This window comes from Catenulispora sp. GP43, from assembly GCF_041260665.1.
GTDB lineage: Bacteria > Actinomycetota > Actinomycetes > Streptomycetales > Catenulisporaceae > Catenulispora.
The window spans coordinates 21,027-45,051 of sequence record NZ_JBGCCT010000021.1; the positions used below are offsets into that span (position 1 = coordinate 21,027).

General features: G+C 71.0%; 23 protein-coding genes and 1 riboswitch. Of the genes, 9 read left to right on the forward strand and 14 right to left on the reverse strand.

Features of this window, described 5'->3' with window-relative positions:
* Positions 1-14 precede the first annotated feature (14 nt).
* From lepB to ffh, 7 genes are all read right to left on the reverse strand, one after another.
* Positions 15-902: a signal peptidase I gene (lepB, locus tag ABH926_RS34585; RefSeq protein WP_370370174.1), complete on the reverse strand. Its 888-nt coding sequence runs from the start codon at positions 900-902 to the stop codon at positions 15-17.
* Positions 903-1,093: 191 nt separating this feature from the next.
* Positions 1,094-1,453: a 50S ribosomal protein L19 gene (gene rplS, locus ABH926_RS34590; protein WP_370339614.1), complete on the reverse strand. Its 360-nt coding sequence runs from the start codon at positions 1,451-1,453 to the stop codon at positions 1,094-1,096.
* A gap of 160 nt (positions 1,454-1,613) precedes the next feature.
* On the reverse strand, positions 1,614-2,432 hold the full coding sequence (gene trmD / locus ABH926_RS34595; protein WP_370370175.1) for a tRNA (guanosine(37)-N1)-methyltransferase TrmD: 819 nt from the start codon (positions 2,430-2,432) through the stop codon (positions 1,614-1,616).
* Between the two features lie 24 nt (positions 2,433-2,456).
* Positions 2,457-2,978 (reverse strand): ribosome maturation factor RimM, encoded by a 522-nt coding sequence (gene rimM / locus ABH926_RS34600; RefSeq protein ID WP_370370321.1) that lies wholly within the window; start codon positions 2,976-2,978, stop codon positions 2,457-2,459.
* Between the two features lie 38 nt (positions 2,979-3,016).
* The gene (locus ABH926_RS34605; protein ID WP_012785728.1) at positions 3,017-3,256 is read right to left on the reverse strand and encodes an RNA-binding protein; all 240 of its coding nucleotides are present in this window, start codon (positions 3,254-3,256) and stop codon (positions 3,017-3,019) included.
* 2 nt (positions 3,257-3,258) lie between these two features.
* Complete coding sequence (gene rpsP / locus ABH926_RS34610; RefSeq protein ID WP_370370176.1) at positions 3,259-3,738, reverse strand: 30S ribosomal protein S16; 480 nt, start codon at positions 3,736-3,738, stop codon at positions 3,259-3,261.
* 239 nt (positions 3,739-3,977) lie between these two features.
* Positions 3,978-5,534 (reverse strand): signal recognition particle protein, encoded by a 1,557-nt coding sequence (ffh, locus tag ABH926_RS34615; protein ID WP_370370177.1) that lies wholly within the window; start codon positions 5,532-5,534, stop codon positions 3,978-3,980.
* A 162-nt stretch (positions 5,535-5,696) separates the two neighbouring features.
* On the opposite strand from ffh, the gene ABH926_RS34620 reads away from it, so the two are divergent.
* From ABH926_RS34620 to ABH926_RS34630, 3 genes are all read left to right on the forward strand, one after another.
* Positions 5,697-6,593, forward strand: coding sequence for an exonuclease domain-containing protein (locus tag ABH926_RS34620; protein ID WP_370370178.1), 897 nt, complete (start codon positions 5,697-5,699; stop codon positions 6,591-6,593).
* 628 nt (positions 6,594-7,221) lie between these two features.
* Positions 7,222-7,390: riboswitch (cyclic di-AMP (ydaO/yuaA leader) on the forward strand.
* A 29-nt stretch (positions 7,391-7,419) separates the two neighbouring features.
* Entirely contained in the window at positions 7,420-8,448 is a 1,029-nt protein-coding gene (locus ABH926_RS34625; RefSeq protein ID WP_370370179.1) for an NlpC/P60 family protein, read from the forward strand.
* 69 nt (positions 8,449-8,517) lie between these two features.
* Entirely contained in the window at positions 8,518-9,477 is a 960-nt protein-coding gene (locus ABH926_RS34630; protein ID WP_370370180.1) for a hypothetical protein, read from the forward strand.
* 195 nt (positions 9,478-9,672) lie between these two features.
* On the opposite strand, the gene guaA is transcribed toward ABH926_RS34630, so the two are convergent.
* From guaA to ABH926_RS34650, 4 genes are all read right to left on the reverse strand, one after another.
* Entirely contained in the window at positions 9,673-11,244 is a 1,572-nt protein-coding gene (gene guaA / locus ABH926_RS34635) for a glutamine-hydrolyzing GMP synthase (RefSeq protein ID WP_370370181.1), read from the reverse strand.
* A gap of 67 nt (positions 11,245-11,311) precedes the next feature.
* Positions 11,312-12,697: an amidase gene (locus ABH926_RS34640; protein WP_370370182.1), complete on the reverse strand. Its 1,386-nt coding sequence runs from the start codon at positions 12,695-12,697 to the stop codon at positions 11,312-11,314.
* Between the two features lie 96 nt (positions 12,698-12,793).
* Positions 12,794-13,033 carry a DUF397 domain-containing protein gene (locus ABH926_RS34645; RefSeq protein WP_370370183.1) on the reverse strand — a complete coding sequence of 80 codons (240 nt, stop codon included), beginning with the start codon at positions 13,031-13,033 and terminating at the stop codon, positions 12,794-12,796.
* 416 nt (positions 13,034-13,449) lie between these two features.
* Positions 13,450-14,028, reverse strand: a complete 579-nt coding sequence (locus ABH926_RS34650; RefSeq protein WP_370370184.1) for an ATP-binding protein — start codon at positions 14,026-14,028, stop codon at positions 13,450-13,452.
* 303 nt (positions 14,029-14,331) lie between these two features.
* Between ABH926_RS34650 and ABH926_RS34655 the strand changes: the two genes are divergently transcribed.
* From ABH926_RS34655 to ABH926_RS34670, 4 genes are all read left to right on the forward strand, one after another.
* Positions 14,332-15,222 (forward strand): helix-turn-helix domain-containing protein, encoded by an 891-nt coding sequence (locus ABH926_RS34655; RefSeq protein WP_370370185.1) that lies wholly within the window; start codon positions 14,332-14,334, stop codon positions 15,220-15,222.
* An 83-nt stretch (positions 15,223-15,305) separates the two neighbouring features.
* Positions 15,306-17,660: a hypothetical protein gene (locus ABH926_RS34660; RefSeq protein ID WP_370370186.1), complete on the forward strand. Its 2,355-nt coding sequence runs from the start codon at positions 15,306-15,308 to the stop codon at positions 17,658-17,660.
* A 382-nt stretch (positions 17,661-18,042) separates the two neighbouring features.
* On the forward strand, positions 18,043-18,282 hold the full coding sequence (locus ABH926_RS34665) for a helix-turn-helix transcriptional regulator (protein WP_370339588.1): 240 nt from the start codon (positions 18,043-18,045) through the stop codon (positions 18,280-18,282).
* Positions 18,283-18,543: 261 nt separating this feature from the next.
* On the forward strand, positions 18,544-18,921 hold the full coding sequence (locus ABH926_RS34670; protein WP_370370187.1) for a hypothetical protein: 378 nt from the start codon (positions 18,544-18,546) through the stop codon (positions 18,919-18,921).
* On the opposite strand, the gene ABH926_RS34675 is transcribed toward ABH926_RS34670, so the two are convergent.
* Positions 18,903-20,459, reverse strand: coding sequence for a flavin-containing monooxygenase (locus tag ABH926_RS34675; RefSeq protein WP_370370188.1), 1,557 nt, complete (start codon positions 20,457-20,459; stop codon positions 18,903-18,905). The two genes, ABH926_RS34670 and ABH926_RS34675, sit on opposite strands and share 19 nt — an antisense overlap.
* The gene (locus tag ABH926_RS34680; RefSeq protein ID WP_370370189.1) at positions 20,456-21,433 is read right to left on the reverse strand and encodes an alpha/beta fold hydrolase; all 978 of its coding nucleotides are present in this window, start codon (positions 21,431-21,433) and stop codon (positions 20,456-20,458) included. Before ABH926_RS34680 ends, ABH926_RS34675 begins: the two co-directional genes overlap by 4 nt.
* 81 nt (positions 21,434-21,514) lie before the next feature.
* Between ABH926_RS34680 and ABH926_RS34685 the strand changes: the two genes are divergently transcribed.
* Entirely contained in the window at positions 21,515-22,144 is a 630-nt protein-coding gene (locus ABH926_RS34685; RefSeq protein ID WP_370370190.1) for a TetR/AcrR family transcriptional regulator, read from the forward strand.
* Positions 22,145-22,294: 150 nt separating this feature from the next.
* Positions 22,295-22,990, forward strand: a complete 696-nt coding sequence (locus ABH926_RS34690) for a DUF4262 domain-containing protein (RefSeq protein WP_370370191.1) — start codon at positions 22,295-22,297, stop codon at positions 22,988-22,990.
* 129 nt (positions 22,991-23,119) lie between these two features.
* Here the strand turns inward: ABH926_RS34690 and ABH926_RS34695 are convergent, their stop codons facing one another.
* On the reverse strand, positions 23,120-23,986 hold the full coding sequence (locus ABH926_RS34695) for a hypothetical protein (RefSeq protein ID WP_370370192.1): 867 nt from the start codon (positions 23,984-23,986) through the stop codon (positions 23,120-23,122).
* Between the last annotated feature and the right edge of the window lie 39 nt (positions 23,987-24,025).

Genomic DNA, 24,025 nt, shown 5'->3' on the forward strand with positions numbered 1-24,025 from the left:
CTCGAAAGTTCGGCTCAGCCAAGCGGCCGCTCCGTACCCAACCGCCTCCGTAGCCGATTGGTTACGCCCACAGGGCCCGGAAGAAGAGTGCCGCCGCGGCGACGGCGCCGCTGCAAGCCCGCCCGCAACGGCACCGCGAGCGTGAAGCCCCACAGCAGAGGCGGCGCGGTGGTCGCGCTCTGCATGGCCTGCGCAGGGTTCTTCAAGGAGAACGTAGAAGGAGTCCCCAGGCCGCTCATGCGAGTCAGCGGCCATATCCGCACGAACGCATGACCCTGCATGTCCGAATACGGCACCAGCCCCTGGGAGGGCTCCTGCAGGTGGACCCGCGAGTCCCCGGAGTCGCTCCGGTGGTCGCCGAGCACGAACACCGTGTGCGGCTGGACGGTGATCGGCCCGAACGGGGTCTGCGAGGGGTCGTCCAACTGCCCGTCGGCGCCGCGGTAGAGATAGGAGTGCTCGTCCAGCGGCACGCCGTTCACCGTCACCGGCTCTCCGACGCCCTTGCACTGCACCACGTCGCCGGGCACCCCGACCACGCGCTTGATGAGGTCCTGCTCGTTGCCCTCGGGCAGCAGTCCGACGAAGGAGAAGACCTTCTTGATCCCGCCGACGACGGCGTTGTCCTTCTTGATCTCCGAGGGGTCCAGCCAGCCGCCGGGGTCCTTGAACACCACGATCTGGCCGCGCTGCGGGGTCCAGCCGAACCACGGGGTCAGCTTGTTCACCAGGACTCGGTCGCCGGGTTCGATGGTGTGCTGCATGGACTGGGAGGGGATGAAGTAGGCCTGGACGAAGAAGGTCTTGATCACCAGGGCGAGCAACAACGCGACCCCGAAGAGGATCGGCAGTTCCTTCCACAGCTTCACCGGTTTCAGCCGGCGCCTTTGCCCCTTGGCCACCGGCCGCACCCTAGCCTGTTCGTCGTCGAGTCCGCGGGACCCGGGTCAGCACATTTGGACAGACAGGAACAGCCGTTCCCAGTCGAACAAGTTATAGGACTTGCCTGAGGATTGTGTAAACGGCTCCGGGCCACGTCCTCGTGGTGAGGACGTGGCCCGGAGCCGTGGAAGACCGTGCGGTGCGACGGGGCTCAGTGGCCCGCGACAGCCTCGCGCTTCTCCTTGATCTTCGCCTTCTTGCCGCGCAGGTCGCGCAGGTAGTACAGCTTCGCCCGACGGACGTCACCGCGGGTCACGACCTCGATCTTCTCGATGATCGGGGTGTGCAGCGGGAAGGTGCGCTCCACGCCGACGCTGAAGCTGACCTTGCGGACGGTGAAGGTCTCGCGCACGCCCGAGCCCTGGCGGCGGATGACGACGCCCTTGAACTGCTGGATGCGGGAGCGGTTGCCCTCGACGACCTTGACGTGCACGTTGACGGTGTCACCGGGACGGAACGCCGGGACGTCGATGCGCATCGACAGCTCGTCGATGGTGGACAGCTTGTCCATGATCTCTCCTCGTGGACGCCACAGGTCGGCCACGGCTTAGGTGGTGTAACCAGATTCCGGCTTGAAGACGCCGTGGGCGGGTCCCCCTGTGGCAGGGCGCGTCCGGCGGGCAGGTGGCTGTGTCTAATGAAAGGCGGGCACCTGCTCAAGCAGTACCGGCCTAGTCTGACACAGCGTCGGCGTCGAAACGAAATCCGTCGGGCGTCCACGACCAGCCCAAAGCCTCCAGCCGGGCCCGGTCCTTCTTGTCCAGCGCCGCCGGGTCCAAGGCCGCGATCAGGTCCGGGCGCATCGCAGCGGTGCGTTCCAGCGCCTGGTCCCGCCGCCAGCGCGCGATCAGCGCGTGGTTGCCGGACAGCAGCACAGGCGGAACCTCGCGGCCGTCCCAGCTTGCGGGCTTCGTATATACGGGACCCTCCAGGAGTCCCGCCATACCGCCCTCAGAGGAATGTCCAAAGGAGTCGTCCTTGGCAGACTCCGCATTGCCCAGCACCCCGGGCAGCAGCCGGCCCACCGCCTCGACCATCACCAGCACCGCGACCTCGCCGCCGGCCAGCACGTAGTCGCCGATGGAGAGCTCCTCCACGGGCATCCGCTCCGCGGCGGCCTCGATGAACCGCCGGTCGATGCCCTCATAGCGAGCCGGGGCGAACACCAGGTGCGAGGCGGTCGCGAGGTCCTCGGCGACCCGCTGGGTGAACGGCCGGCCCGACGGCGTCGGCACGATCAGCCGCGCCCCGGCCTCCCGGCCGGGCGGCACGATCTGGGTCAGGGCCTCCGACCACGGCTCGGGCTTCATCACCATGCCCGGACCGCCGCCGCACGGCGAGTCGTCCACCGTGTTGTGCCGGTCGTGGGTCCAGGTTCGCAGCTCGTGCACGCGCACGTCGAGGATCCCGGCGGCCGCCGCCTTGCCGATCAGCGAGACGTCCAGCGGCGCCAGGTACTCGGGGAAGATGGTGACGATGTCGATGCGCATATGAGATGACCGCTCTGCAGGCGGCTATTCGACGCTGTCCAGGTCCAGCAGCCCGGCCGGCGGATCGACCACGACCCGGTGCCCGGCGATGTCCACGGTCGGGACGAACTGCTTGATGAACGGGATCAGCACCTCCGGCGCGTCCGGCCGCTTGACCGCCAGCACGTCCTGCCCCGGCAGGTGCAGCAGGTCGGCGATCTCCCCCAGCACGGTCCCGTCGGCCAGCTCGACGGCCAGCCCGACCAGCTGGTGGTCGTAGAACTCCTCGGGGTCCTCGGGGGTCTCGTCCGGGTCGGCCTCGACCACCAGGATGGTGTTGCGCAGCGCCTCGACCGCGTTCCGGTCGGCCACGCCCTCGAAGGACAGCAGCAGGATGCCGCTGTGGAAGCGCATGTCGGATACCACGAGCGGACCGCGCTCGGCCGGCTCGGTCAGCAGGCGCGAGCCCGGCGCGAAGCGCAACTCGGGGTCGTCGGTGCGGACCTCGACCGTGGCCTGGCCGCGGATGCCGTGCGCACGACCGATCCGGCCGACCACGAGGCGCAGCGCCTCGGGCCGGCCGGAACCGCTCTCAGTGTCGGGGCTCACCGGTAGCCGGCCGCCTCGACCAGGTCGACGCGCAGCGAGCGGCCGCCGAGGGCGGCCATCACGGTGCGCAGCGCCCGCGCGGTGCGCCCGCCGCGGCCGATGACCTTGCCCAGGTCGTCCGGGTGCACCCGGACTTCCAGGACCTTGCCGCGGCGCTGGTCGCGCTCGCGGACCCGGACCTCATCGGGGTGCTCGACGATGCCCTTGACCAGGTGCTCCAGGGCCTCTTCCAGCATGCTCAGCCCTCGGAAGCGATCTCAGCCTCGACGGCCGGGGCCGGGGTCTCCACCGGAGCCTCGGTCGCCGGGGTCTCGTCGGCCTTCTTCTCGGCCTTGTCGGCCTTCTTCTTCGGCGTGGTGGCGCCGGTCTTCGGCTCGTCGGCGGCCTCCTTGGCGGCGGCCTCGAAGACGGCCTTGCGGTCGGCCTTGGGGGCCGCGACCTTCATCGGCGCCGGGGCGTCCAGGCCCTTGAACTTCTGCCAGTCGCCGGTGACCTTCAGGATGGCCTCGACGGCCTCGGTCGGCTGCGCGCCGACGCCCAGCCAGTACTGCGCGCGCTCGGAGGTGACCTCGATGTACGAGGGGTCCTCCTTCGGGTGGTACTTCCCGATCTCCTCGATCGCCCGGCCGTCGCGCTTGGTGCGGGCGTCGGCCACGATGATCCGGTACTGCGGGTTCCGGATCTTGCCCATGCGCTTGAGCTTGATCTTGACTGCCACGGTGTGGTGTCTCCTGCTTTGGTTGACTGCGGGTGGTGCCGCCGCGCCGCCACGTGGGGACATGGCATCGGCAGCAGCCGGATGGACTCGGCGTTGCGCAGGAGAGAGGGCCATGCGCGACCGGTACAAGCTTCCATTGTGCCAGAACGTTCCGGCTGGTTGGGACGCCCCCGGCGCCGAGGAGCACCGGGGAGTCCCGAGGCGGCGTCGCCGAGCGTGCCGGCCCCACCGCGAGGCGGTTACTGCGGCGGGAGCAGGTTCTTGAACTCGTCCGGCAGCTCGAACTGGCCGCCGCCGGCGTCGCCGCCGAACGGAGAGCCGTTGCCGTCCTTGCGGGCCTGCCGCGCGGCCTCCTCGGCCTTGGCCTTGGCGGGGTTGCCCGAGCGCGAGCGGCCCTTGGACTTGGACCGCTGGTCGGCGGCCTTGGCCTTGGCCGACTTGCGCTTGGTGCCGCCCAGGCCGCCGGCCCCGGGCAGGCCCGGCATGCCGGGCATCCCGCCCTTGGCCATCTGCGACATCATCTTCTTGGCCTCGAGGAAGCGGTCGATGAGGTTGTTGACCTCCTGGACCGTGGTGCCCGAGCCCCGGGCGATGCGCTGCCGGCGGGAGCCGTTGATGATCTTGACGTCCTCGCGCTCGCCGGGGGTCATCGACTTGATGATGGCCGCGATCCGGTCGACGTCCTTGTCGTCGATCTCGTTCAGCTGCTGCTTGATGTCCCCGACACCCGGGAGCATGCCGAGCAGCTTCTTCATGGAGCCGAGCTTCTTCAGCTGCTCCATCTGCTTCAGGAAGTCGTCGAGGGTGAACTCGTTGCGGGCCAGCTTGTTGGCCATCGCCTCGGCCTCGCGGGCGTCGAACGCCTGCTCGGCCTTCTCGATCAGGGTGAGCATGTCGCCCATGTCGAGGATGCGGCCGGCCATCCGCTCGGGGTGGAAGACGTCGAACTCGTCGAGCTTCTCCCCGGAGGAGGCGAACATCACCGGCTTGCCGGTGACCTGGCGCACCGACAGGGCGGCACCGCCGCGGGCGTCGCCGTCGAGCTTGGTCAGCACCACGCCGTCGAACCCGACGCCGTCCATGAAGGCCTGCGCGGTGGTCACCGCGTCCTGACCGATCATGGCGTCGACCACGAACAGGACCTCGTCGGGCCGGACCGCGTCGCGGATGTCGGCGGCCTGCTTCATCAGGTCGGCGTCGATGCCCAGCCGGCCCGCGGTGTCGACGATGACCACGTCGTGCAGCTTGGCCTTGGCGAACTCGATCGAGTCCTGCGCGACCTTCACCGGGTTCCCGACGCCGTTGCCGGGCTCGGGGGCGAAGACCGGCACGCCGGCGCGCTCGCCGACCACCTGGAGCTGGGTGACCGCGTTCGGCCGCTGCAGGTCCGCGGCGACCAGGATCGGGGTGTGGCCCTGGTCCTTCACCCAGCGGGCCAGCTTGCCGGCCAGCGTGGTCTTGCCGGCGCCCTGGAGGCCGGCGAGCATGATCACCGTCGGCGGGTTCTTGGCGAAGCGCAGCCGCCGGGTCTCACCGCCCAGGATGGCGATGAGCTCCTCGTTGACGATCTTGACGATCTGCTGCGCCGGGTTCAGCGCCTTGGAGACCTCGGCACCCTCGGCCCGTTCCCGGACCGCGGCGATGAACGGGCGTACGGCCTGCAGCGAGACGTCGGCCTCGAGCAGCGCCTGCCGGATCGCGCGCAGCGTGTCGTCGATGTCCTGCTGCGAGAGCCGACCCTTGCCGCGCAGGTTCTTGAACGTCGTGGCCAAACGATCGGAGAGCGTGTCGAACACGTCGTAGTCATCCTTCGCGCGGAAATCAACAGATCGGGCGGATTAGAAAAACCGCCGTAGTCCACCAGAGTAGCCGCTGACGTCGCCCAACCCGAGTCTGGCCATGTTTGTCAGAACGGTGCGCCACCATGGTGGCAACACGAGGTGAGGGAGAACAACACAGTGACTCTGGTCAACAAGTACGCGGGGACGTGCGCCGCGTGCAAGGGTCGGGTGGAAGCCGAGGCCGGTACGCGCGCCAACGTGGACGGTGCGTGGCTGACCTATCACCATGAGTGCGCCCCGGCCTGGGAGCCCCGGCCCGCCGGCCAGAGCGGCCGGAGCGAGGCCCCGGCCGTCGTCCCGCCGCAGCGCGGGTCGCACGACGGCTGGCACCGCCGCCGGCTGGCCGGCTTCGACACCGAGACCACCGGCCGCGACCCGAGGACCGTGCGCATCGTCTCGGCGGCCATCGTCACCTCCGACGGCGCCGAGAAGACCTTCCTCATCGACCCCGGCGTGGAGATCCCCGCCGAGGCCACCGCGATCCACGGCATCACCACCGCCCACGCCCGCGAGCACGGCACGGAGCCGCGCCGCACGCTCGACGAGATCGCCGACGCGCTGGCCACCGAGCTGCGCGCCGGCACCCCGCTGGTGGTGTTCAACGCCCCCTACGACCTGACGCTGCTGGAGGCCGAGCTGGCCCGCAACGGCCTGACCCCGCTGGCCTCCCGCGCCCCGGTGGCCCCGGTGATCGACCCGCTGGTCATCGACCGGCAGATGGACAAGTTCCGCAAGGGCGCGCGCACGCTGGAGGCGCAGTGCCAGTTCTACGGCGTGACCATCACCCACGCCCACGACGCGGCGGCCGACGCGCTGGCCGCGATGAACCTGGCACAGGTGATCGGCGCCAGCTACCCGGCGGTGGGGACGCTGGACGCGGTGCGGCTGCACGAGGCGCAGGCGCGCTGGAAGGCCGAGCAGGAGGCGGACCGGGCGGCGTTCCGCGAGCGGCGCGGGGAGAAGTCGTACGCCGAGCCGGAGTGGCCGACCCGGCCGCTGGCCACCTCGGCGTGACACAGAACACACCCCCACAGCAGTAGAGGCAAGCGGCGGGGGGGCCCGGGCCCCGGGGGCCCCCCCCGGGCGGGGATTAAGGCCCCGTACCAAAGCCCCGATCGCCCCCCCGCGGGCCCGCGGGCGCCGCCCCCCCCGCCCCCGCCCCCCGCCCCCCAACCCCCCCCCCCCCCCCCCCCCCCCCCCCCCCCCGGGGGGGCCCCCCCCCCCCCGCCCCCCCCCGCCGCTGTCGTCTAAACAGGCCACTGACATTCGCCGCATAGCGCCGCCGCGATCCCGGCCGGCCGCGCCGCCGAGCCGGCGAAATGCCGGACCAGCAGGCACTCTTACAGCACTTTCGCGCTTTGCACCCGTGATCCCGATCGATGATGCCGACAACACGTCGGAAAGAACCACGCGATCGACCCAGTCCGAACCAGGACAGCCCGGACTGAATCAGGACCACTAAACGCCTGGCGAAGTAAAATCCTGGTATAGCGTCCTGGGCCGATCCCTTTTGTCGTTCGGGGTCTCGCTAGGGTTACGGCCGGACCCCCGTAACCACGCCGCCCAACCTGGACGGTGGCGGGAGTTCACGCCGAATCCGGCGAAGCGCGACCCGCCGTTTCCACGGACTCCCACACGGTCCGAGGGCGGAGCGCCGATCTGGAACCGGGGACCCACAAGTCCCACCGGCCCGCATGCACTGGGGCCAAGGGGTGAATCGGTCCGCTGCGTACCCCCGCGCGGCGGCCTGCAGGGCACGCTTCTCAGCCCGAACCCGACAGCTAACCCGGTAGGCGGCAGGGAGAGAAGGAGAGTCGCCCTAGTGGCGTCCCACAAAACCGTGACCACTCACCGCGCGTCCAAGAAGACGATCACCGCCCCCCGTACCGCGGTGACGCTGGCGACCGCCACGGTCGGTTCCATCGCCCTGGTTCCGGGTCTGGCCCACGCCGACCCGACGCCGAACCTGAACGATGTCAAGAACCAGGTCAACAACCTCCACCAGCAGGCCGAGCAGGCCTCGGAGGCGTACGACCAGGCGGCCACCAACCTGGCCGCGCTGCAGAACAAGGTCAACCAGATCCAGGCCCGCATCACCGCGGAGCAGTCGCAGCTGACCAACGCGCAGTCCTCGCTGGGCAGCCTGGCCGCCGCGCAGTACCGCGCCGGCGGCGTGGACGACTCGCTGCAGCTGATGCTGTCGGCCTCCCCGGACAACTTCCTCCAGCAGGCCACCGCGAACTCCGAGGTGTCCACCCGCTCTGCCGCCTCGATGCAGACCGCGCAGGAGATCAAGCGCCAGCTGGACCAGGACAAGACCGAGGCCTCCTCGGACCTTCAGCAGCTGCAGAAGACCCGCGACGAGATGGCCCAGAACAAGACCGACATCGACGCCAAGGAAAAGCAGGCGCAGGCCCTGCTGGACTCGCTGACGCCGACCCAGCGCACCGAGTACCAGCAGCAGCAGACGCAGGCCAACCAGCAGAACGTCAAGACGCCGGCCAACCTGCCGCCGGCGCCGAACGCCCGCGCCGGGATAGCGGTCGCGTTCGCCAAGGCGCAGCTCGGCAAGCCCTACGTCTACGGCGCCGACGGCCCGAGCAGCTTCGACTGCTCCGGCCTGACGATGGCCGCCTGGGGCGCCGCCGGGGTGTCGATGTCGCACTCCTCCTCGGCGCAGGCCTATGAGTTCCCCCAGGTCAGCGAGGCCAACATCGCCGTCGGCGACCTGGTCATCTACTACGGGAGCCTGCACCACGTCGGGATATACGTCGGCAACGGCATGATCATCCACGCCGCGATGCCGGGCACGGTGATCCAGTACGCCCCGCTCCACTCGATGCCTGTGGCGATGATCGTGCGGCCGTAGTATCGTGCCGAGCCAGCCGCGGGGCGCCGACGTCACGTCGGCGCCCTTCGACGTTGTCAGGGGGACGGAATGTCAGAGTACGAAATCGGCCGGGAGGCCGAGGAGTTCCAGGAGCCGGCGACCGCCGGGGAGCAGGCCCGGGAATCGGCCGACGAGCGGGCGGACGAGCCGGCTGAGGTAGCGGCCGAGGCACTGGTCGAGGAGCCGGCCGACGAGCCGGTCGAGGAATACACCGAGCCCTACGCCGACCCGCAGGAGTGGATCAGCGAACTGGTCGCCAAGCTGGAACGCGCCGAGCAGGGCATCGGCTCCGGGCCGCGCGACGCGCTGATGGCGCGGATCAAGCTGGCGCAGGCCTATTCGGAGCTGGGCGACTCGGTGCAGGCCGCGCCGCTGGCGGTGGCGAACGTGGCGCAGGCCAGGCGGCTGTTCCCGTCGAGCGAGGGGATGCTGCGGCAGCTGCGGGAGTTCCGGGACGCGGCGTGCGAGGCCGCGGGCTGGACGGCCGCGATGATGCGGGAGTCGGACGAGGATCTGGACGCCGAGGAGCCGAGCGAGTTGGTGGCGCGGCCGGACGCGGTGCAGGCCGCCGCGCAGGCCGAGGCCGCCGAGGCCGCAGAAGCCGCCGAAGCCACAGAAACCCCGGACGACATCACGGCGGAGTACGAGATGCCGGCGCGGGAGAGTCAGACCACTGAGCCCGAGTCGGCCGGGGCGGTGATCCACGAGTTCGTACGCCGGGCTCCTGAACCGGACGCGCTGCAGTGGGCCGCCGAGGTGCAGGCCGCGCTCACGCAGCCGGCCGAGCTCGCGATCCCGACGCCGCCGGAACCGGAGTACGCCGAGGAGGTCGAGCCCGCGCTGGCCTCGGCGGACCTGGCGGATCTGAGCGACCTGGCGGATCTGGCGGCGATCGAGGAGATCATCAAGCTGCGGTACGAGTTGCGCGAGGCGCACCGGACCATCGAGCGGCTGCGGCATGTGAACCGGAAGCTGCGCGAGGCGCTGGAGTTCGACGAGGCCCCCTAGGCAGGGCCGGGCGAGACCGGCAGGGCCCAGACAGGGCCCAGACGGGGCCAAGCGGCTCGCGCGCAGCCGCACCCGAAGCCGCCGCAGCCTCAGCCTCGCCGACCCCACAGCAGCACCAGCACCGGCACCACCACACAGCCCGAAAAAGCGAGAGCCGGGTCCGAAGACCCGGCCCCGGGCGCCACCCTCAGGCGCCTACTCCCACTCGATCGTCCCCGGCGGCTTGCTGGTCACGTCCAGCACCACCCGGTTGACCTCGGCGACCTCGTTGGTGATCCGCGTGGAGATCCGCGCCAGCACCTCGTACGGCAGCCGCGACCAGTCGGCGGTCATCGCGTCCTCGCTGGAGACCGGGCGCAGCACGATCGGGTGGCCGTAGGTCCGGCCGTCGCCCTGCACGCCCACCGAGCGCACGTCGGCCAGCAGCACCACCGGGCACTGCCAGATCTCGGTGTCCAGGCCGGCCGCGGTCAGCTCCTCGCGGGCGATGGCGTCGGCCTCGCGCAGCAGGTCCAGCCGCTCCTTGGTGACCTCGCCGACGATGCGGATGCCCAGGCCCGGGCCCGGGAACGGCTGCCGGCCGACGATCCCCTCGGGCAGTCCCAGCTCCCGGCCGACCTGGCGGACTTCGTCCTTGAACAGCTTGCGCAGCGGCTCGATCAGTTCGAACAGCAGGTCCTCGGGGAGCCCGCCGACGTTGTGGTGGCTCTTGATGTTGGCCGCGCCGGTACCGCCGCCGGACTCCACGACGTCCGGGTAGAGCGTGCCCTGCACCAGGAACCGCACCGGCTCGCCGGCGTCCGCCGAGGCCTCGACGATCTCGCGCTCGGCCTGCTCGAAGACCCGGATGAACTCGCGGCCGATGATCTTGCGCTTCTCCTCGGGGTCGGACACCCCGGCCAGCGCCGACAGGAAGCGCTCCTCGGCGTCGACGACCTTCAGCTGCACGCCGGTGGCCGCCACGAAGTCCTTCTCGACCTGCTCGGCCTCGCCCTTGCGCAGCAGGCCGTGGTCGACGAACACACAGGTGAGCTGCTCGCCGATGGCCTTCTGCACGATCGCCGCGGCCACTGCGGAGTCCACGCCGCCGGACAGGCCGCAGATCGCGCGCTTGGTCCCGACCTGCTCGCGGATCGAGGCGACCTGCTCCTCGACGATGTTGCCGGTGGTCCAGTCCGGCTCGATGCCGGCGCCCTTGTAGAGGAAGTTCTCCAGCAGCAGCTGCCCGAACTGCGAGTGCAGGACCTCGGGGTGGTGCTGGACGCCGTAGAGCCGCTTCTCGTCGTCCTCGAACGCGGCGACCGGGGTCTTGGCCGTGGTGCCGGTCACGCGGAAGCCCTCGGGGGCGGCCACGACCGCGTCTCCGTGCGACATCCACACCGGCTGCTCGGCGTGCGAGCCCTGGAACAGCGTGGAGTCGGTGTCGGTGACCGCCAGCGCGGTGCGGCCGTACTCCCGGCCGCCGGTCTGCTCGACCACGCCGCCCAGCGCGCGCGCCATCGCCTGGAAGCCGTAGCAGATGCCCAGGGTCGGAACCCCGGCGCGGAACAGTTCCGCACCGACGTTCGGCGCGCCCTCGGCGTAGACCGAGGACGGCCCGCCGGAGAGGATCACCGCCTTGGGCTTCTTGGCCAGGATCTCGGCGACCGTCGCGGTGTGCGGCACGATCTCGCTGTAGACGTGGGCTTCGCGGACCCGGCGCGCGATGAGCTGCGCGTACTGGGCCCCGAAGTCGATGACAAGAACGGTGTCGGCAGGCTGCTCCATGATGGGCCAAGTCTATCGGGCGGGGACGACCGCTCAGGTCACGCCGGTGATCACGCGCGAGGCACCGTCAGCCGCCGACGACCCCCGCCGGCGCCGTGCGCGGCCAGGGCCGCACCGCCTCCAGGTGCGCCGCGAGCCCCAGCAGCAGCGCCTCCCGCCCCGGACGCGCGGCGAACTGCACGCCGATCGGCAGCCCGCAGCTGTGCGTCGCGGCCGGGACGTTCATCGCCGGCCATCCGGCCAGGTTCCACGGCGGGCACAGCCCGGCGTAGGAGGTGTTCGCCACAAAGGTGGACAGCAGCCCGCGCCGGCCCCATCGAAGCGCTTCCGGCGGCGGCCTGAGCAAGGTCGGGGTCAGCACCACGTCCGCCTCACCGAGGAACCGGTCGGCGTCGCGGTCCCGCCACTTGCGCCGGGTCCGGGCCCCGGTCAGCCCGACCTTGGCCAGGGTCCGGCCGGCCGAGGCCATCCGGCGGGTGGCGCGGTCCAGGGCGTGCCGGTCGTACTCCTCGGCGTCCATGGCGGCGGCCGCGTACCAGGTCTGCACCGCGCCGAAGCCGAGGTACTGCGGGTAGCCGCGGGCTTCGACGATCGTGTGCCCGGCCTCCTCCAGCACCTTGGCCACGCTTTCGACGGTGTCCTTGTGCTCCCGGTCGACGCGGTAGCCCCGCGAGGTCGGCGCCGTCGACACCGCGATCCGCAGTCCGGCCGGCCGGTTGTCCGGCGCGGCGGCCAGGGCGGGATCGCCGGCCATCACCGACAGCATCAGGGCCGCGTCCTCGACGGTGGTGGCCAGCGGGCCGTTCTCGGCCAGGCCCCACCAGGAGTCGCGGCCGAGTCCGGAGGGGACGGTGCCCAAGCCGGGCTTGAAGCCGAACAGGCCGCAGCACGCCGCCGGCCCGCGGATCGAGCCCAGACCGTCGTTGCCGTGCGCGACCGGCACGAGCCCGGCGGCCACCGCCGCGGCCGCGCCGCCGGAGGAGCCGCCCGGCGTCCGGGTCGGGTCCCAGGGGTTGCGCGCCATGCCCAGCGCGCTGTCGGTCATCGCGACCAGCGACAGCTCGGGGGTGTGGGTGAGGCCGACCACGACGGCGCCGGCGGCGCGGAGCCGCGCCACCACGGGATGGTCCTCCGGCTCCGGGGGACGGTCCGCGGTCGCGGCCGTGCCGTGCCGGCACTGCTCGTCGGCGACCGCGACGTTGTCCTTCACCGCGACCGGTACTCCGGCCAGCGGGAGATCCGCCAAGTCGGGGCGTGCGGCCACCTCGTCGGCCTCGGACAGCGCCGCGTCATGCCGGACTTTGCGGAACGCCCCGATCCGGGGGTCCGCGGCGGCTATGCGGTCCAGGGCTTCCTGGACGGCACCGCGCACACTGCTCTTTCCCTGACGGACGGCCGCCGCGATCTCGGCGGCCGTCCGCGGTTCCACACCGCTTCCGGTCCAGCCAGCCATCCCTGCATCATCGCGCCGTAAGCGGGCGAGGCAAAGAGGACCGTCCACAGTTGCCGGAAGCGGGTCGCACTATCTGTCGCGCAGCTCCCGCCGGCCTCAGCCGAGCAGGTCGTCGAACTCGCCGTCCTTGATCCCGTTGATCATGGCCTCGATCTCGGCCCGGGTGTACAGCAGCGCCGGGCCCTGCGGGTCGCGGGAGTTCCGCACCGCGACCGAGCCGTCACCCATGCCCGCGAACTCCACGCAGTTGCCCTGCGAGTTGGAGTAGCTGCTCTTGCGCCACGCGGCGGCGACCTTGGTGGCCGGCATGCCGTTGTAGGCCTCGAACTCGCTCATCTCGTGTTTCCCCTTACATGTACGGTGAGAAGGGTTGATCCACTGCACGTGCATCCGCGCGGGAATCAGCATTCGCTGATGCATGGCAGTAAACGGATGCTAGCGGTAGTGCTGGCGCACGCGCAGAGGTTTCGAGTGTGAAACGTTCAAAGAGCGGGTAAAGGTTCTCCCCGCAGGTTCAAGGCATGCGTTCGGAGTGGGTTCGATACCAGATCGATATACATTCGAGCCCTGCGACCGACAACCAATACCCGCTGGTGCCGACCGTAATCGGGGCCGGACCGAAAGTGAGTGCGACCACGGAAAGCGGTTACTGCGTCACGCTTGTGAGCACCCGTCCGCAACGGTCAGCAACGCGGCTGTAAAGCCGATGGGAATCCTTGTCTGAAGCCTCGTACGAAGACGGGCCCGGGCCTTCAGCAGGCGAGCTCGAACAGCGCCCACACGACTTTCCCGGACGGCTCGGCCGCCCCGGGCGCACGGAAACGGCGCCAGCCCCAGTCGTCGGCCAGCGCCTCCACGAGGTACATGCCCCGCCCGGACTCGTCCAGGCCCCATAAGCCGTCGGCCGCCCGGGCCGGCGTGGGTGCCACCGGCGAGGCGGCCGAGGGGTCGGCGACGGCGAAGAGCACGCGCTCCACGCCCGCTTCGCCGGCTCCGGTGTCACAGGGCTCGTGGACCAGACACAGCGATATCAGGTCGGACTCGTCACTCATCCGTCCCGGGAGCACCGCTTCATAGGCGTGCACGAGAGCGTTGGTCACGAGTTCGGAGACCACGATGCCCAGATTCTCGAGCAAGGTGGCGAAACGCTCGGGCTGTCCGCGCCAGTCCTCCGCGACGTCCCGCACGAAGCGCCGGGCCGCCGAGACCGACTCGGCCCGCGCCGGGAGCACGCAATGCCGCGTCGACACGCTGCGCCCCACGGCCTGGTACCCGATGCAAACCGGCAGGTCGGCATGGAGCAGGGAGTAGGCGTAACCAGACGCGACCATCGGGTCTCCCGTCACGTGCCGGCCGTTTCCTCGGCGGCACATGCAATCGCAGCGTTTTCCTATGCATAAGGCGGATGCACGTGCATGCTACAGCGTAGACGGCGCGCGCAGGGTCTCGGATGGGCAAAGACTTCGCCTATTTGATTCAGGGTCCTGTGGCACGCTGCCGGGAGTCCCGACAGCGGGAACGACCTAGGCTCGCGGTGTTCACAAGCGGACGCCCGAGTGGCACAATCGGCAGCTGATCCACCGCCCGGCACCTGCGAAACGCAGGGTCTGGGCCTCAGATGGAGCGAGGAAGCAATGAGTGGGCCCCACACCGCTGATCCCGAGTCCGAGCCGCCGCGCTCGGGCGGCGCGACGGTGCGCCGGATCATGCTCGGCTCGCAACTGCGGCGCCTGCGCGAGGCCGCGGGGATCACCCGGGAAACCGCCGGCTGGGAGATCCGCTCGTCGGAGTCCAAGATCAGCCGTCTGGAACTGGGCCGGGTCGGCTTCAAGATGCGCGACGTGGAGGACCTGCTGACGCTCTACGGCGTCACCGATCCCGGCGCCCGCGAACCGTTCCTGTCGATGGCCAAGGCCGCGAACGCGACCACCTGGTGGCACGGCTACCACGACGTCCTGCCGAGCTGGTTCGCCGGCTACATCGGCCTGGAGGAGTCGGCCTCGCTGATCCGCACCTACGAGGTGCAGTACATACCGGGCCTGCTGCAGACCGCTGATTACATGCGTGCGGTGATGGCCGGCCGCGGTGTCTACGACAGCGACTCCGAGCGCCGCGTCCAGGTCCGGCTGGAGCGCCAGAACGTGCTGCTGCGCGAGCAGGACGCGCCGCGGCTGTGGGCCGTGGTCGACGAGGCCGCGCTGCGCCGTCCGGTCGGCAGCCCGGAGATCATGCGCCAGCAGCTGTCCCACCTGCTGGAGATGATGGAGCGCCCGAACGTCACGGTGCAGGTGCTGCCCTTCCAGTCCGGCGCGCACGCCGCCGAGGCCGGGGCGTTCACCATCCTGCGCTTCGCCGAGCCGGACCTGCCCGACGTGGTCTACCTGGAGCACCTGGCGGGCGCGCTCTACCTGGACAAACGCGATGACGTCGACGTCTACCTGCAGGTGATAGAGCGGATCAGCGTGACCGCGCTGACCCCGGCGCTCACCGCCGAGGCGCTGGCCAAGCTGATCAAGGACTTCTGAGGCTGCCCGGAAGGCTGCCGGCTTCTTAAGGTTCTTAATCAGGTATCTGTACTCGAACATCCAAAACGGATACGTTCGTAGCCATGCCTGACAGGGGAGACGAACGGGGGCGTGGCGGCACACGGACACTGGTGACCGGCATTCTGGCCGGCACCGAATGGCTCCCCGCCACCAACCCGCAGGAGGCGACTCAGACCGCCCGCGACGCCCGGGATCTGGCAGTGCGGCTGCGGCCGGTGCTGTCCAAGCTGGCGCAGGCCCCGCGCGGCGGACGCCGCCGCGATCTGGAGTGGCTGCCGGCCGTCGAGCAGCTGGCCGTGGACGCGCAGTACTTCGCCTCGTGGTGGCTGCCGAGGCTTGAGGGCAAGTCGGCGCAGTCCTGGCCGTCGTGGTCCGCCGACGGATACGCGGACTGGGTGAAACGGCTCGACGCGCAGCGTCTGCGGACCCTGGAGATGGTCGAGGGAACGGCCCCGGTGACGCGGATCGCGTCGGTCACGCAACTGCGGCGCGGCAAGAGCCAGGCCGCGGAGCCCGAGACAGAGGCCGTGGAAGCCCCGCAGAGCCCGCCGCCCGGCGTCGAGAGCGCCGGGGAGCCCCACTCCCCCGCGCGCCATGCCCGAGGCGCGTCGTACACCGCTGAGGCCGCTGTGGCCGCCGAGACCGCTGAGGCCGCCGGCAGGGGCGAGGAGGAGCGCTCGGCGCGGATCACGCCGTTGCGCGGGCCCGGCGCGGCCCTCGTGGACGCGGCGCTCATGGACATGGCCGAGTCTGACCGGTCGGCCGACGAGACGCACATATCGAGGGCGACGCCGGTTTCGGCTCCTGACACGCGCGCTCCGGCGGAGCCGGAACTGCCGCGGGTGCCGCGGACGCCGCCGAATCAAGGCCCGGTCAGCGACGACCCGGACACCACGCACATCCAGCGGCCGCCGGTGGACAGTGTGCCGGCCCGATTCGACGATCTGGCCTCGGGAGCCGCAGGAGCCGCAGAAACGTCGGCCGCCTCGGACGGCTTGGACGCTGCCGCGCCGCGCGTGCCGCGGACCCCGCCGAATCAGGGCCCGCTCGATACCCATACCGACGCCGATGCCGATGCCGACGCGGGCGTCGGTGCGGACATCCTGCAGATCCCCCGGACCCCGCCCAACAGCGGCCCCGCGGGCGCCGGCGCCGACGGGCCGCGCGCCCCGCGCGCGCCGATCGTCAGCCTGGTCGGCGACGACGACGGGCCGCGGGTCCCCCGGACGCCGCCGAACTCCGGTCCAGCTGACGACGCCCTGGCCGCCGAGGACGACGCGGACGCGACGCACATCTCGCTGGCTCCGGTGGCTCCGGTGGCTCCCGTGGCTCCCGTGGCTCCGGCCGCTCGGAAGAGCCCGGCGACTCCGAAAAGCCCGGGCACGGCTGCTCCGAAAACCCCTGGGGCTCCGAAAGCCCCGGCCGCTCCGGCCGCGCTCGCGACCGGCGCGGAAGAGCAGACGCGGCCGTTGTTCCGTCCCGAGCCGCCGCCCGCCCCGCCGCCGTCGATCTCCGCGGCTCCCGCCCCGGCGGCGGCCGCCCTGGCTTCGTCCTCGGCCGGTTCGGCGGGCGCGGGCAGCGGTTCCGGCGGCAGCGTCGGCCTCGGCCTGTTCGACTCCGACGTCTCCGGCTACGACGAGTTCGAGAACTTCCAGCCCGGCGACGACCTTCCGCCGCCGGTGTTCCCGCTGACCGAGCCGGTCGAGCCGGTGGACCGCGGGCGCATCGTGCGGTACGCGGCGGCCGCTGTGGTGCTGGCTGCGTTGTGCGTGGTGGCCTTCGTCGGGCTCACACAGAAGAACTCGAACACCAAGACCGCCGTCTCGACGCCGGCGAAGAGCTCCAGCAGTCCGTCCTCGGCCGCGACCAGTGGCGCCTCGCCGAGTTCGGCCGCCCCCGGGGCCGTGACGGCGCCGACCGCGACTGACACTCCCCCGGCCTCCTCGACCGCCCCGAAGCCGCCGACGAGCTCCGCACCGAAGCCGAGCGCGCCTTCGAGCACGGCCCCGCAGACCAGTTCCGCGCCGCACAGCTCGGCGGCTCCTCCGCCCCCGCCGCAGAGCACGCACCAGCAGCCCCCGTCCGGCGGCGGTGTCAGGTCCCTGAATGTTTCGTCACTGGCCCCGGACGCGACCGGGAGCTTCAACTACGTCGCGCACGTACACGTCACGACGAGCGGGACCGGGTCGGTGACGGTCACCGTGACGTTCGCCGGGACGTCGTCCTCCGGCTCGCCGGGGTCCACCGGGGCGCAGAGCGAGTCGTTCACGCTGTCGGGCAAGACGTCGTACGACATCGATCCGCAGTTGGACGTGCACGGCATGTGCACGGGATCCGGCGAACAACCGTACATCGACGCGGTCGCGAGCGCGTCGGGAGCGAGTTCGTCGGTGGCTTACTCCAGCTCACCATGCTGAAATCGGGCCGTTATGGGAGAACCCCTACCGCGCCTTGAAGCGTCACCCTATAGTTCAGTGCATGGGCCAGGATGGGGGGATTGGCCTTCTGACCTTTGTGTCGGAGTTGGCCGATCGCACCGCCGGGGTCGACGTGCGGGCGCTGAGAAGCACGCCGGAAGACTCTGTGCGGACGGGGTCGACCGGGGTCGCTGACGTGTCCCGGGCCGAAGATCGGCGACGTTGCGGCCACCTCCCCCTGGACCACGCCCCACGCCGCCCGCACGCACCACGCGGACGGTGAACACGACGCCCTTCCGGCGTTCGCACCGGCCCCGAACCGGCCGGCCGCGCGCCTTTGGGCCGTCAGAGCAACATCCATCGCAACAGGGGGGAAACACCAATGAGCACCACGACCGTCGGCACCCAGCGCACCGCCTCGCTCGACCGCCTCACGGCGCGCGAGATGGAGATCGCCCGGCTCGTCCGGGACGGACGCACCAACCGTCAGATCGCCCGCGCCCTGGGGCTGTCCACCAAGACCGTCGAGGCGCACCTGTCGCGCATCTTCGCCAAGCTCTCGATCCCGTCCCGGACGGTGCTCGCGGTGCTGGTGACGACTGGAGAGCGCGCGGCAGCCTGATCCCGGGGCCGCAGAAGGGCCGCCGTGAGGCGGTGCGGGCGGCGGCTCCGAGATGATGAACGCCCTCTGGCACGGTGCGCGTCGGTACGGTTCGCGCACCGGGCCGGGGGCGTTCTGGGTTCGCCGGTTCGCCGTTCGCCGGACGTAGAGTGTTCAGGGTCGGTGGCGGTCTGCGGGGAGGACATACCGATGGCTATAGCGTGCCGCTGTCTGAGGACTGAATTCCGCGCCGATCTACGCGCGAAAGGAATAGGGGCCGCAGTGCCCTGGAAGACCCGGGTGCTGTTGTACCTGGGCGCGGAGTACATCACGTACTGCTCGTACGACGCCGTCCAGGGCGTCGGCCACGGCCTGGGCGTGCTGGTGTGGGCTCTCTACATGCTCGTCTTCGGGATCGTGCTCTACGGCCCTCTGACAGCGCTGGCGGTCGTCGTCGACCGGTTCGTCCTGGCCCGGACCAGGAGCCGATGGGCCGCGCTGACCATGATCGCCCTGGCCCCGTGGCCGACGTGGTTGTTCGGCGCGGACAGCGAGACACTCCTGATCCAGCTGCCCGCTCAGCTCCTCTTCGGCTTCACGGTGTCCCTGCTTGAGTTCCAGCACCGGACGGCCGTCGCCGCTCACCGCCCGAACTCGTAGGCCCCCGCGTTCGGCTTCCGCGTCCGCAGCCAGTAGCGCCACGTGAAGCCCGGCCAGATCGTCGTGTTGCGGCCGTTCTCGTCGAGGTACCAGCTCTGGCAGCCGCCGGCGCTCCAGACCTGGGTGGTCAGGGCGCGCTGCAGGCCGGCGTTGAAGCGGCTCTGCGCCCGCGCGGTCGGGGCGACCGTCGTCGCGCGGCGCTCGTCGGCCAGGGCCAGGAGCTTCATCAGGTACTCGGCCTGGGCCTCGATCATGAAGATGATCGAGTTGTGGCCGAGGCCGGTGTTGGGGCCCACGAGGATGAACATGTTGGGGAAGCCCGCGACGGTCATGCCGTAGTACGCCGCCATGCCGTCGGCCCAGTCCTGCTTCAGGCTGCGGCCGGCGGGGCCGCGCATGTCGATCGTGTCGAAGGCGTCGGTGACGTGGAAACCGGTGCCGTAGATGATCGCGTCGGCCTCGTGCTCGGTGCCGTCCGCGGCGATCACCGCGTTCTTGCGGACCTCGCGGATTCCCTGGTCGACGAGCGTGACGTGGTCGCGGGCGAGCGCCGGGTAGAAGTCGTTGGAGATCAGGACGCGCTTGCAGCCCATCGTGTAGTCGGGCTTGAGGCGGCGTGCGAGGTCGGGGTCGCGGATCTGGCGCTTGCGGTGCGCGTTGGCCACGCCCTCGGCGGCCTTCATGAGCTTCGGGTTCACGAAGCCCATGGCCCGCGACTCGGCGGTCAGGTAGATCAGGGTCCGGTGGGCGCGCTGGAAACCGGGCACGTTCCGGTACAGCGCCTTGGTCACACCGGAGATGTGCCGGTCGCGCTTCGGCATGATCCAGGCCGGGGTGCGCTGGAACAGCACCACCGAGGCCGCCTGCCGTGCCACCCGGGGCAGGAACTGGATCGCCGAGGCGCCGGTGCCGATCACGGCCACGCGCTTGCCAGCCAGGTCCACGTCGTGCCGCCACTCGGCGGAGTGCCACGCGGGACCGTCGAAGTCGCCGACGCCGGGCACGTTCGGGAGCAGCGGACGGTGCAGCGGTCCCATGCCCAGAACTACATACGAGGCGCGAATCTCAGTGTGGGCACCAGATTCGGAATTCCGGGCCCCGATCTTGACCCGCCACTCCTTCGCCGCCTCGTCCCACTCCCCGCCGTCGAACCGCACCCCGAAGTACAGGTGCTTCTCAAGCCGGTACTCGCGCACGCAGTGCCGCAGATAGTCCAGGATCTCCGGCTGGCGCGCGAACATCCGGCTCCACTTGGGGTTCAGCTCGAACGAGAACGAGTAGAGGTGCGACTGGATGTCGCAGGCCGCTCCCGGATACGTGTTCTCCCGCCAGGTCCCGCCGACGTCGTCGCCCTTCTCCAGGATCACGAAGTCGTCGCGCCCCGCCTGCTTCAGCCTGATCGCCATGCACAGCCCGGCGAACCCCGAGCCGACGATCACGTACTTCGCCCGGACCGGCACCTGCCGGGCCGGACGGCCGCCGGTGATCGGCTCCTCCGACAGTTCCATCGGGTCCGTTTCCTCGGCCACGCGTGTCATGCCGCGCTCTCCTCACGCGCCCGCGCCGCCGCGACCAGCTGGATCAGCAGCGAGCTCACCACCTGGGGACGTTCCATGGGCAGCATATGCCCGGTCCCCGGGGCCACGGTCAGCCGCGCGCCGGGAATGGCGTCGGCGAGCCGGCGGGCGTGCGAGGCCGGGGTGAGCTTGTCCTTCGAGGACGCGAGGATCTCCACCTGCGCACCGGCCAGGTTCTTCAGCGCGGCGCGCTTGTCGTGCACCATCAGCGCGGGGAAGAAGCCGGCGAGCGTCGCGCTCGGGCACGTCTTCAGGATCTCGTTGCACTCCACGATCGCCGCGCGCGGCGCCTTGCGTCCGAACAGCAGCCAGCGCGTCTGCGCCACCGCGAGGAGCGAGTCTGTGGACTGCTTCGCCCGGAACGCGTCGGCTTTGCCCGGCTTGGCGGCGATCTTCCGCAGGGTGTTGATGATCGTGTTCCGCACCGGCTTGGCGACCACTTCGGGGAAGCCGAGCGTGAGCCGCGAGAGGCCGCCGCTGGAGGTGTTGGTCAGCAGCACGCCGGCCACCCGGCCGCCGGGCTGGAACAGGTCGGGCCGCTGGTCGGCCAGCGCCATCACGGTCATGCCGCCCATCGAGTGCCCGGCCAGGACCACCGGCCCGGCCGGGACCAGCTGGTCCAGCACGGCGGCCAGGTCGCGGCCGAGCTGGTCGACCGAGGGGCCGGGGCCGAAGCGCCCGGCGTCGGCGCCGGAGACGCCGGACAGCCAGGCCTCGCCCTGCGTCGAGCGTCCGTGTCCGCGCTGGTCGTAGCGCAGGATCCGGACGTCCCCGCCCTCGGCCAGCGCCTCGGCCTGGGCCCGCCAGGAGCGGGTGGACAGCGTCCAGCCGTGCGCCAGGACGAGGGTGACCGGCGCGTCGGGGGCGCCGTCCTCCTGGACGTTCAGCTCGGCGCCGTCGAAGGCGGTGACGGTGTGGAATCGCGGATCGGCCATGCTCCCCTGCCCCTGCTCGCCGGTACTTACCGGCCGGTAGCTTACTGAGAGTAGGTTCGGAAGTCGATAGAGTCCGGGACCATGAACGACGCCCCGCGCCGCAAGCGCGTGCCCCGCGCCGAGCGCGAGCTGCAGATCCTGGCCGCCGCCGAGGAGGTCTTCGCCGAGCGCGGGTTCCAGAACACGTCGATGGACGAGGTGTCGCTGCGTGTCGGGGTCTCCAAGCCGATGCTGTACGAGTACTTCACCTCCAAGGAGGGACTGCTGCTGGCGTGCGTGGCGCGGATCCGCGCGGACCTGCACAGTGTGACGCTCAACGCCGTGGCCGCCGCCGAGCCGAAGGGTCCGCGGGCGGTGCTGGAGGCCGGGCTGGAGGCGTACTTCGACTTCGCCGACCGGCACGGCCGGGCCTGGGCCGTGCTACTGAACGAGTCGGTGATCGTCGCCGGCCCCGCCGAGGAGGCGATCGAGGCGATCCGCGGCCAGCAGACCCGGCTGCTGGAGGAGGTGCTCGGGCACTGGCTGCCCGGGGCGTCCCCGACCCGGCTGGCGATCATGGCGCACGCGCTGGTCGGCGCCGGCGAGCGGGTCGCGCGCTGGCGGCTGCGGGACGGCTCGGGCATCGGGCCGCGGGAGACGGCGGTCCTGCTGGCCGACGCGTTCTGGCCGGGTTTCGCCGAGATCGAGGCGGCGGCGAAGCCACGGTCGTGAGGGCCGGCGGGGCCCGGGGCGGCGCCCGGCCGACAGCTCATAAACCCAGCGTGACCAGGCGAGCACCGTAGGAGAAACGTTCGTCCGAAAGGTGAACTCTGGGCGTCCTGGATAGGTACTCTCATGCACTCATCGCATATCGTGAACATCATGGCGGAGAGTCCCGGCCACGGCGGTCCTGCGGAACCGACGGGCGAACACGAAGACCGGCGTCGCGTGACGGCCGACATCCCGCCGTGCCATTGCGTGATCTGCGACAGCGAGACCGCGATGAGCCAGACCCTCACCGCGGCCGAGAACGAGCACTTCGCCGACGACGACAACCTGGCCGACGAGGAGGAGGACGCGGTCCGCGCCCTGGTCCCCGGCTGGTTCGGCGAAGCGGCCGCGCACGTCCGCCGCACCGGCTGGACCTCGATCGGCATCATGCCCGGCACCCGCACCCCCGGATGGGCCTTCTCGGTGGGGCTGTGGCACAGCTACCGCGCCCCCGAGGTCTCGCTGTTCGGCCTGCTGCTGCCGGACATGCAGCAGCGCGTGAACCGCGCCGGCCGGCTGATCCGCGACAACAAGCCGTTCGGGTACGACATCGAGATCGACGGCATCCTGGACGCCCAGCCGGTGGTCGCCAAGCGCGTGCACCCGGGCTGGTACCCGACGCTGTTCGGGTTCGCGGTGGGGTTCTACCGCGGGGCGGTTCCGCCGTTCGTGCAGCTGGTCTGGCCGGACAGCCACGGGCTGTTCCCGTGGCAGCCCGGATGCGGCCTGCGGTGCCGGACGGTGCAGCCGCAGCTGTGGCTGCCGCCGGAGCTGCACCCCGACGGGCCCTGGCAGAACCCGCGCTGAGGGACTGACCTTCCGCCTTCCGGGCCACGGAGGCAGCCCGCGTATGCCCCGCGCTGCCCCGCCCCACCCCGACCAGGGACCTGAGCGGCAGCCGCCAGCCCTGGCCGGGCCGACAGCCGCCGGCCCCGGCTACGCCGAAGCAGCCGCTTCCTTCTCCTCCCGCTCGGCCACCAGCTTCGCCACGCCGCCCCCGGCGGCCAGCTCGGCGGCCCGCGACAGCAGCGTGAGGAGGCGCTCGGCGCGCTCGCGGGTCAGGCCGCGGTAGGCGCGGGAGGCCAGTTCGTCGGTGACCTCCTCGGCCTGTTCGCGGAACAGGCGCATCGCGTCGTCCGGGTGGGGGTAGGGCAGCGGCCAGCGGAAGAACTTCGCGCCGCCTTCGCCGAGGGGGCCGGTGATGATCGCTTCCAGGGGCTCCAGGCCGGCCATCTGGACCGCTGTTATGTGCAGGCCGCCGCGCTGCTCGCGCATGACCATCGACCAGTGGACCACGCGGTGGCGGGCTGCGGTCGGCTCGGGCATCGCGCCCCAGGCCGCGGCCAGCGGGGACAGGCCGGTCTCGGAGGTGGTGGCGATCTCGCGGAGGGTGTCGGCCAGTTCGTGGGCCTCGTCCTCCGGGAAGGCGGCCAGGTACTCGTCGGCCCACATGCGCTGCACGTCGCGGTAGCGGTCCACCTGGCGGTCCAGCGGGGGGCTCTGCTTCGGGTCGCGGGCCGTGGTCCAGCTCGGGACCGCCAGCTCGGCCGGGAAGAAGCCGACGACCGCGTGGACCACCTCCGGGGCGACCGGTCCCAGGACCCCGATCCGGCCGCCGAAGTAGAACGGCCAGCCCTTCATCCCCAGGTCCTTGGCCGCGGTGCGGGCCGCCTGGGAGGACATGTAGTCGCCGCCGAGGGCCGTCAGCGCGGCCTTGGCCTCGACCGCGGTGCTCAGGGCCAGCTCGCGGATCTGTATCGGACCAAAAAGCGGTGCCGGATCGATTGTCGGATCAGCCGTCATGGACAGCGATTCTCCCCTTCGGCCGCTCGAGCTTACAAA

Excerpts from the sequence above, each read along its gene's own strand:
- rplS (WP_370339614.1), bottom strand. The coding sequence starts at position 1,453 with ATGGACAAGCTGTCCACCATCGACGAGCTGTCGATGCGCATCGACGTC.
- trmD (WP_370370175.1), bottom strand. The coding sequence starts at position 2,432 with ATGCGCATCGACATCGTCACCATCTTCCCCGAGTACCTGGCGCCGCTG.
- ABH926_RS34605 (WP_012785728.1), bottom strand. The coding sequence starts at position 3,256 with ATGCTGGAAGAGGCCCTGGAGCACCTGGTCAAGGGCATCGTCGAGCAC.
- ABH926_RS34630 (WP_370370180.1), top strand. The coding sequence starts at position 8,518 with ATGTCAGAGTACGAAATCGGCCGGGAGGCCGAGGAGTTCCAGGAGCCG.
- guaA (WP_370370181.1), bottom strand. The coding sequence starts at position 11,244 with ATGGAGCAGCCTGCCGACACCGTTCTTGTCATCGACTTCGGGGCCCAG.
- ABH926_RS34640 (WP_370370182.1), bottom strand. The coding sequence starts at position 12,697 with ATGGCTGGCTGGACCGGAAGCGGTGTGGAACCGCGGACGGCCGCCGAG.
- ABH926_RS34645 (WP_370370183.1), bottom strand. The coding sequence starts at position 13,033 with ATGAGCGAGTTCGAGGCCTACAACGGCATGCCGGCCACCAAGGTCGCC.
- ABH926_RS34650 (WP_370370184.1), bottom strand. The coding sequence starts at position 14,028 with ATGGTCGCGTCTGGTTACGCCTACTCCCTGCTCCATGCCGACCTGCCG.
- ABH926_RS34655 (WP_370370185.1), top strand. The coding sequence starts at position 14,332 with ATGAGTGGGCCCCACACCGCTGATCCCGAGTCCGAGCCGCCGCGCTCG.
- ABH926_RS34660 (WP_370370186.1), top strand. The coding sequence starts at position 15,306 with ATGCCTGACAGGGGAGACGAACGGGGGCGTGGCGGCACACGGACACTG.
- ABH926_RS34665 (WP_370339588.1), top strand. The coding sequence starts at position 18,043 with ATGAGCACCACGACCGTCGGCACCCAGCGCACCGCCTCGCTCGACCGC.
- ABH926_RS34675 (WP_370370188.1), bottom strand. The coding sequence starts at position 20,459 with ATGACACGCGTGGCCGAGGAAACGGACCCGATGGAACTGTCGGAGGAG.
- ABH926_RS34680 (WP_370370189.1), bottom strand. The coding sequence starts at position 21,433 with ATGGCCGATCCGCGATTCCACACCGTCACCGCCTTCGACGGCGCCGAG.
- ABH926_RS34685 (WP_370370190.1), top strand. The coding sequence starts at position 21,515 with ATGAACGACGCCCCGCGCCGCAAGCGCGTGCCCCGCGCCGAGCGCGAG.
- ABH926_RS34690 (WP_370370191.1), top strand. The coding sequence starts at position 22,295 with ATGGCGGAGAGTCCCGGCCACGGCGGTCCTGCGGAACCGACGGGCGAA.
- ABH926_RS34695 (WP_370370192.1), bottom strand. The coding sequence starts at position 23,986 with ATGACGGCTGATCCGACAATCGATCCGGCACCGCTTTTTGGTCCGATA.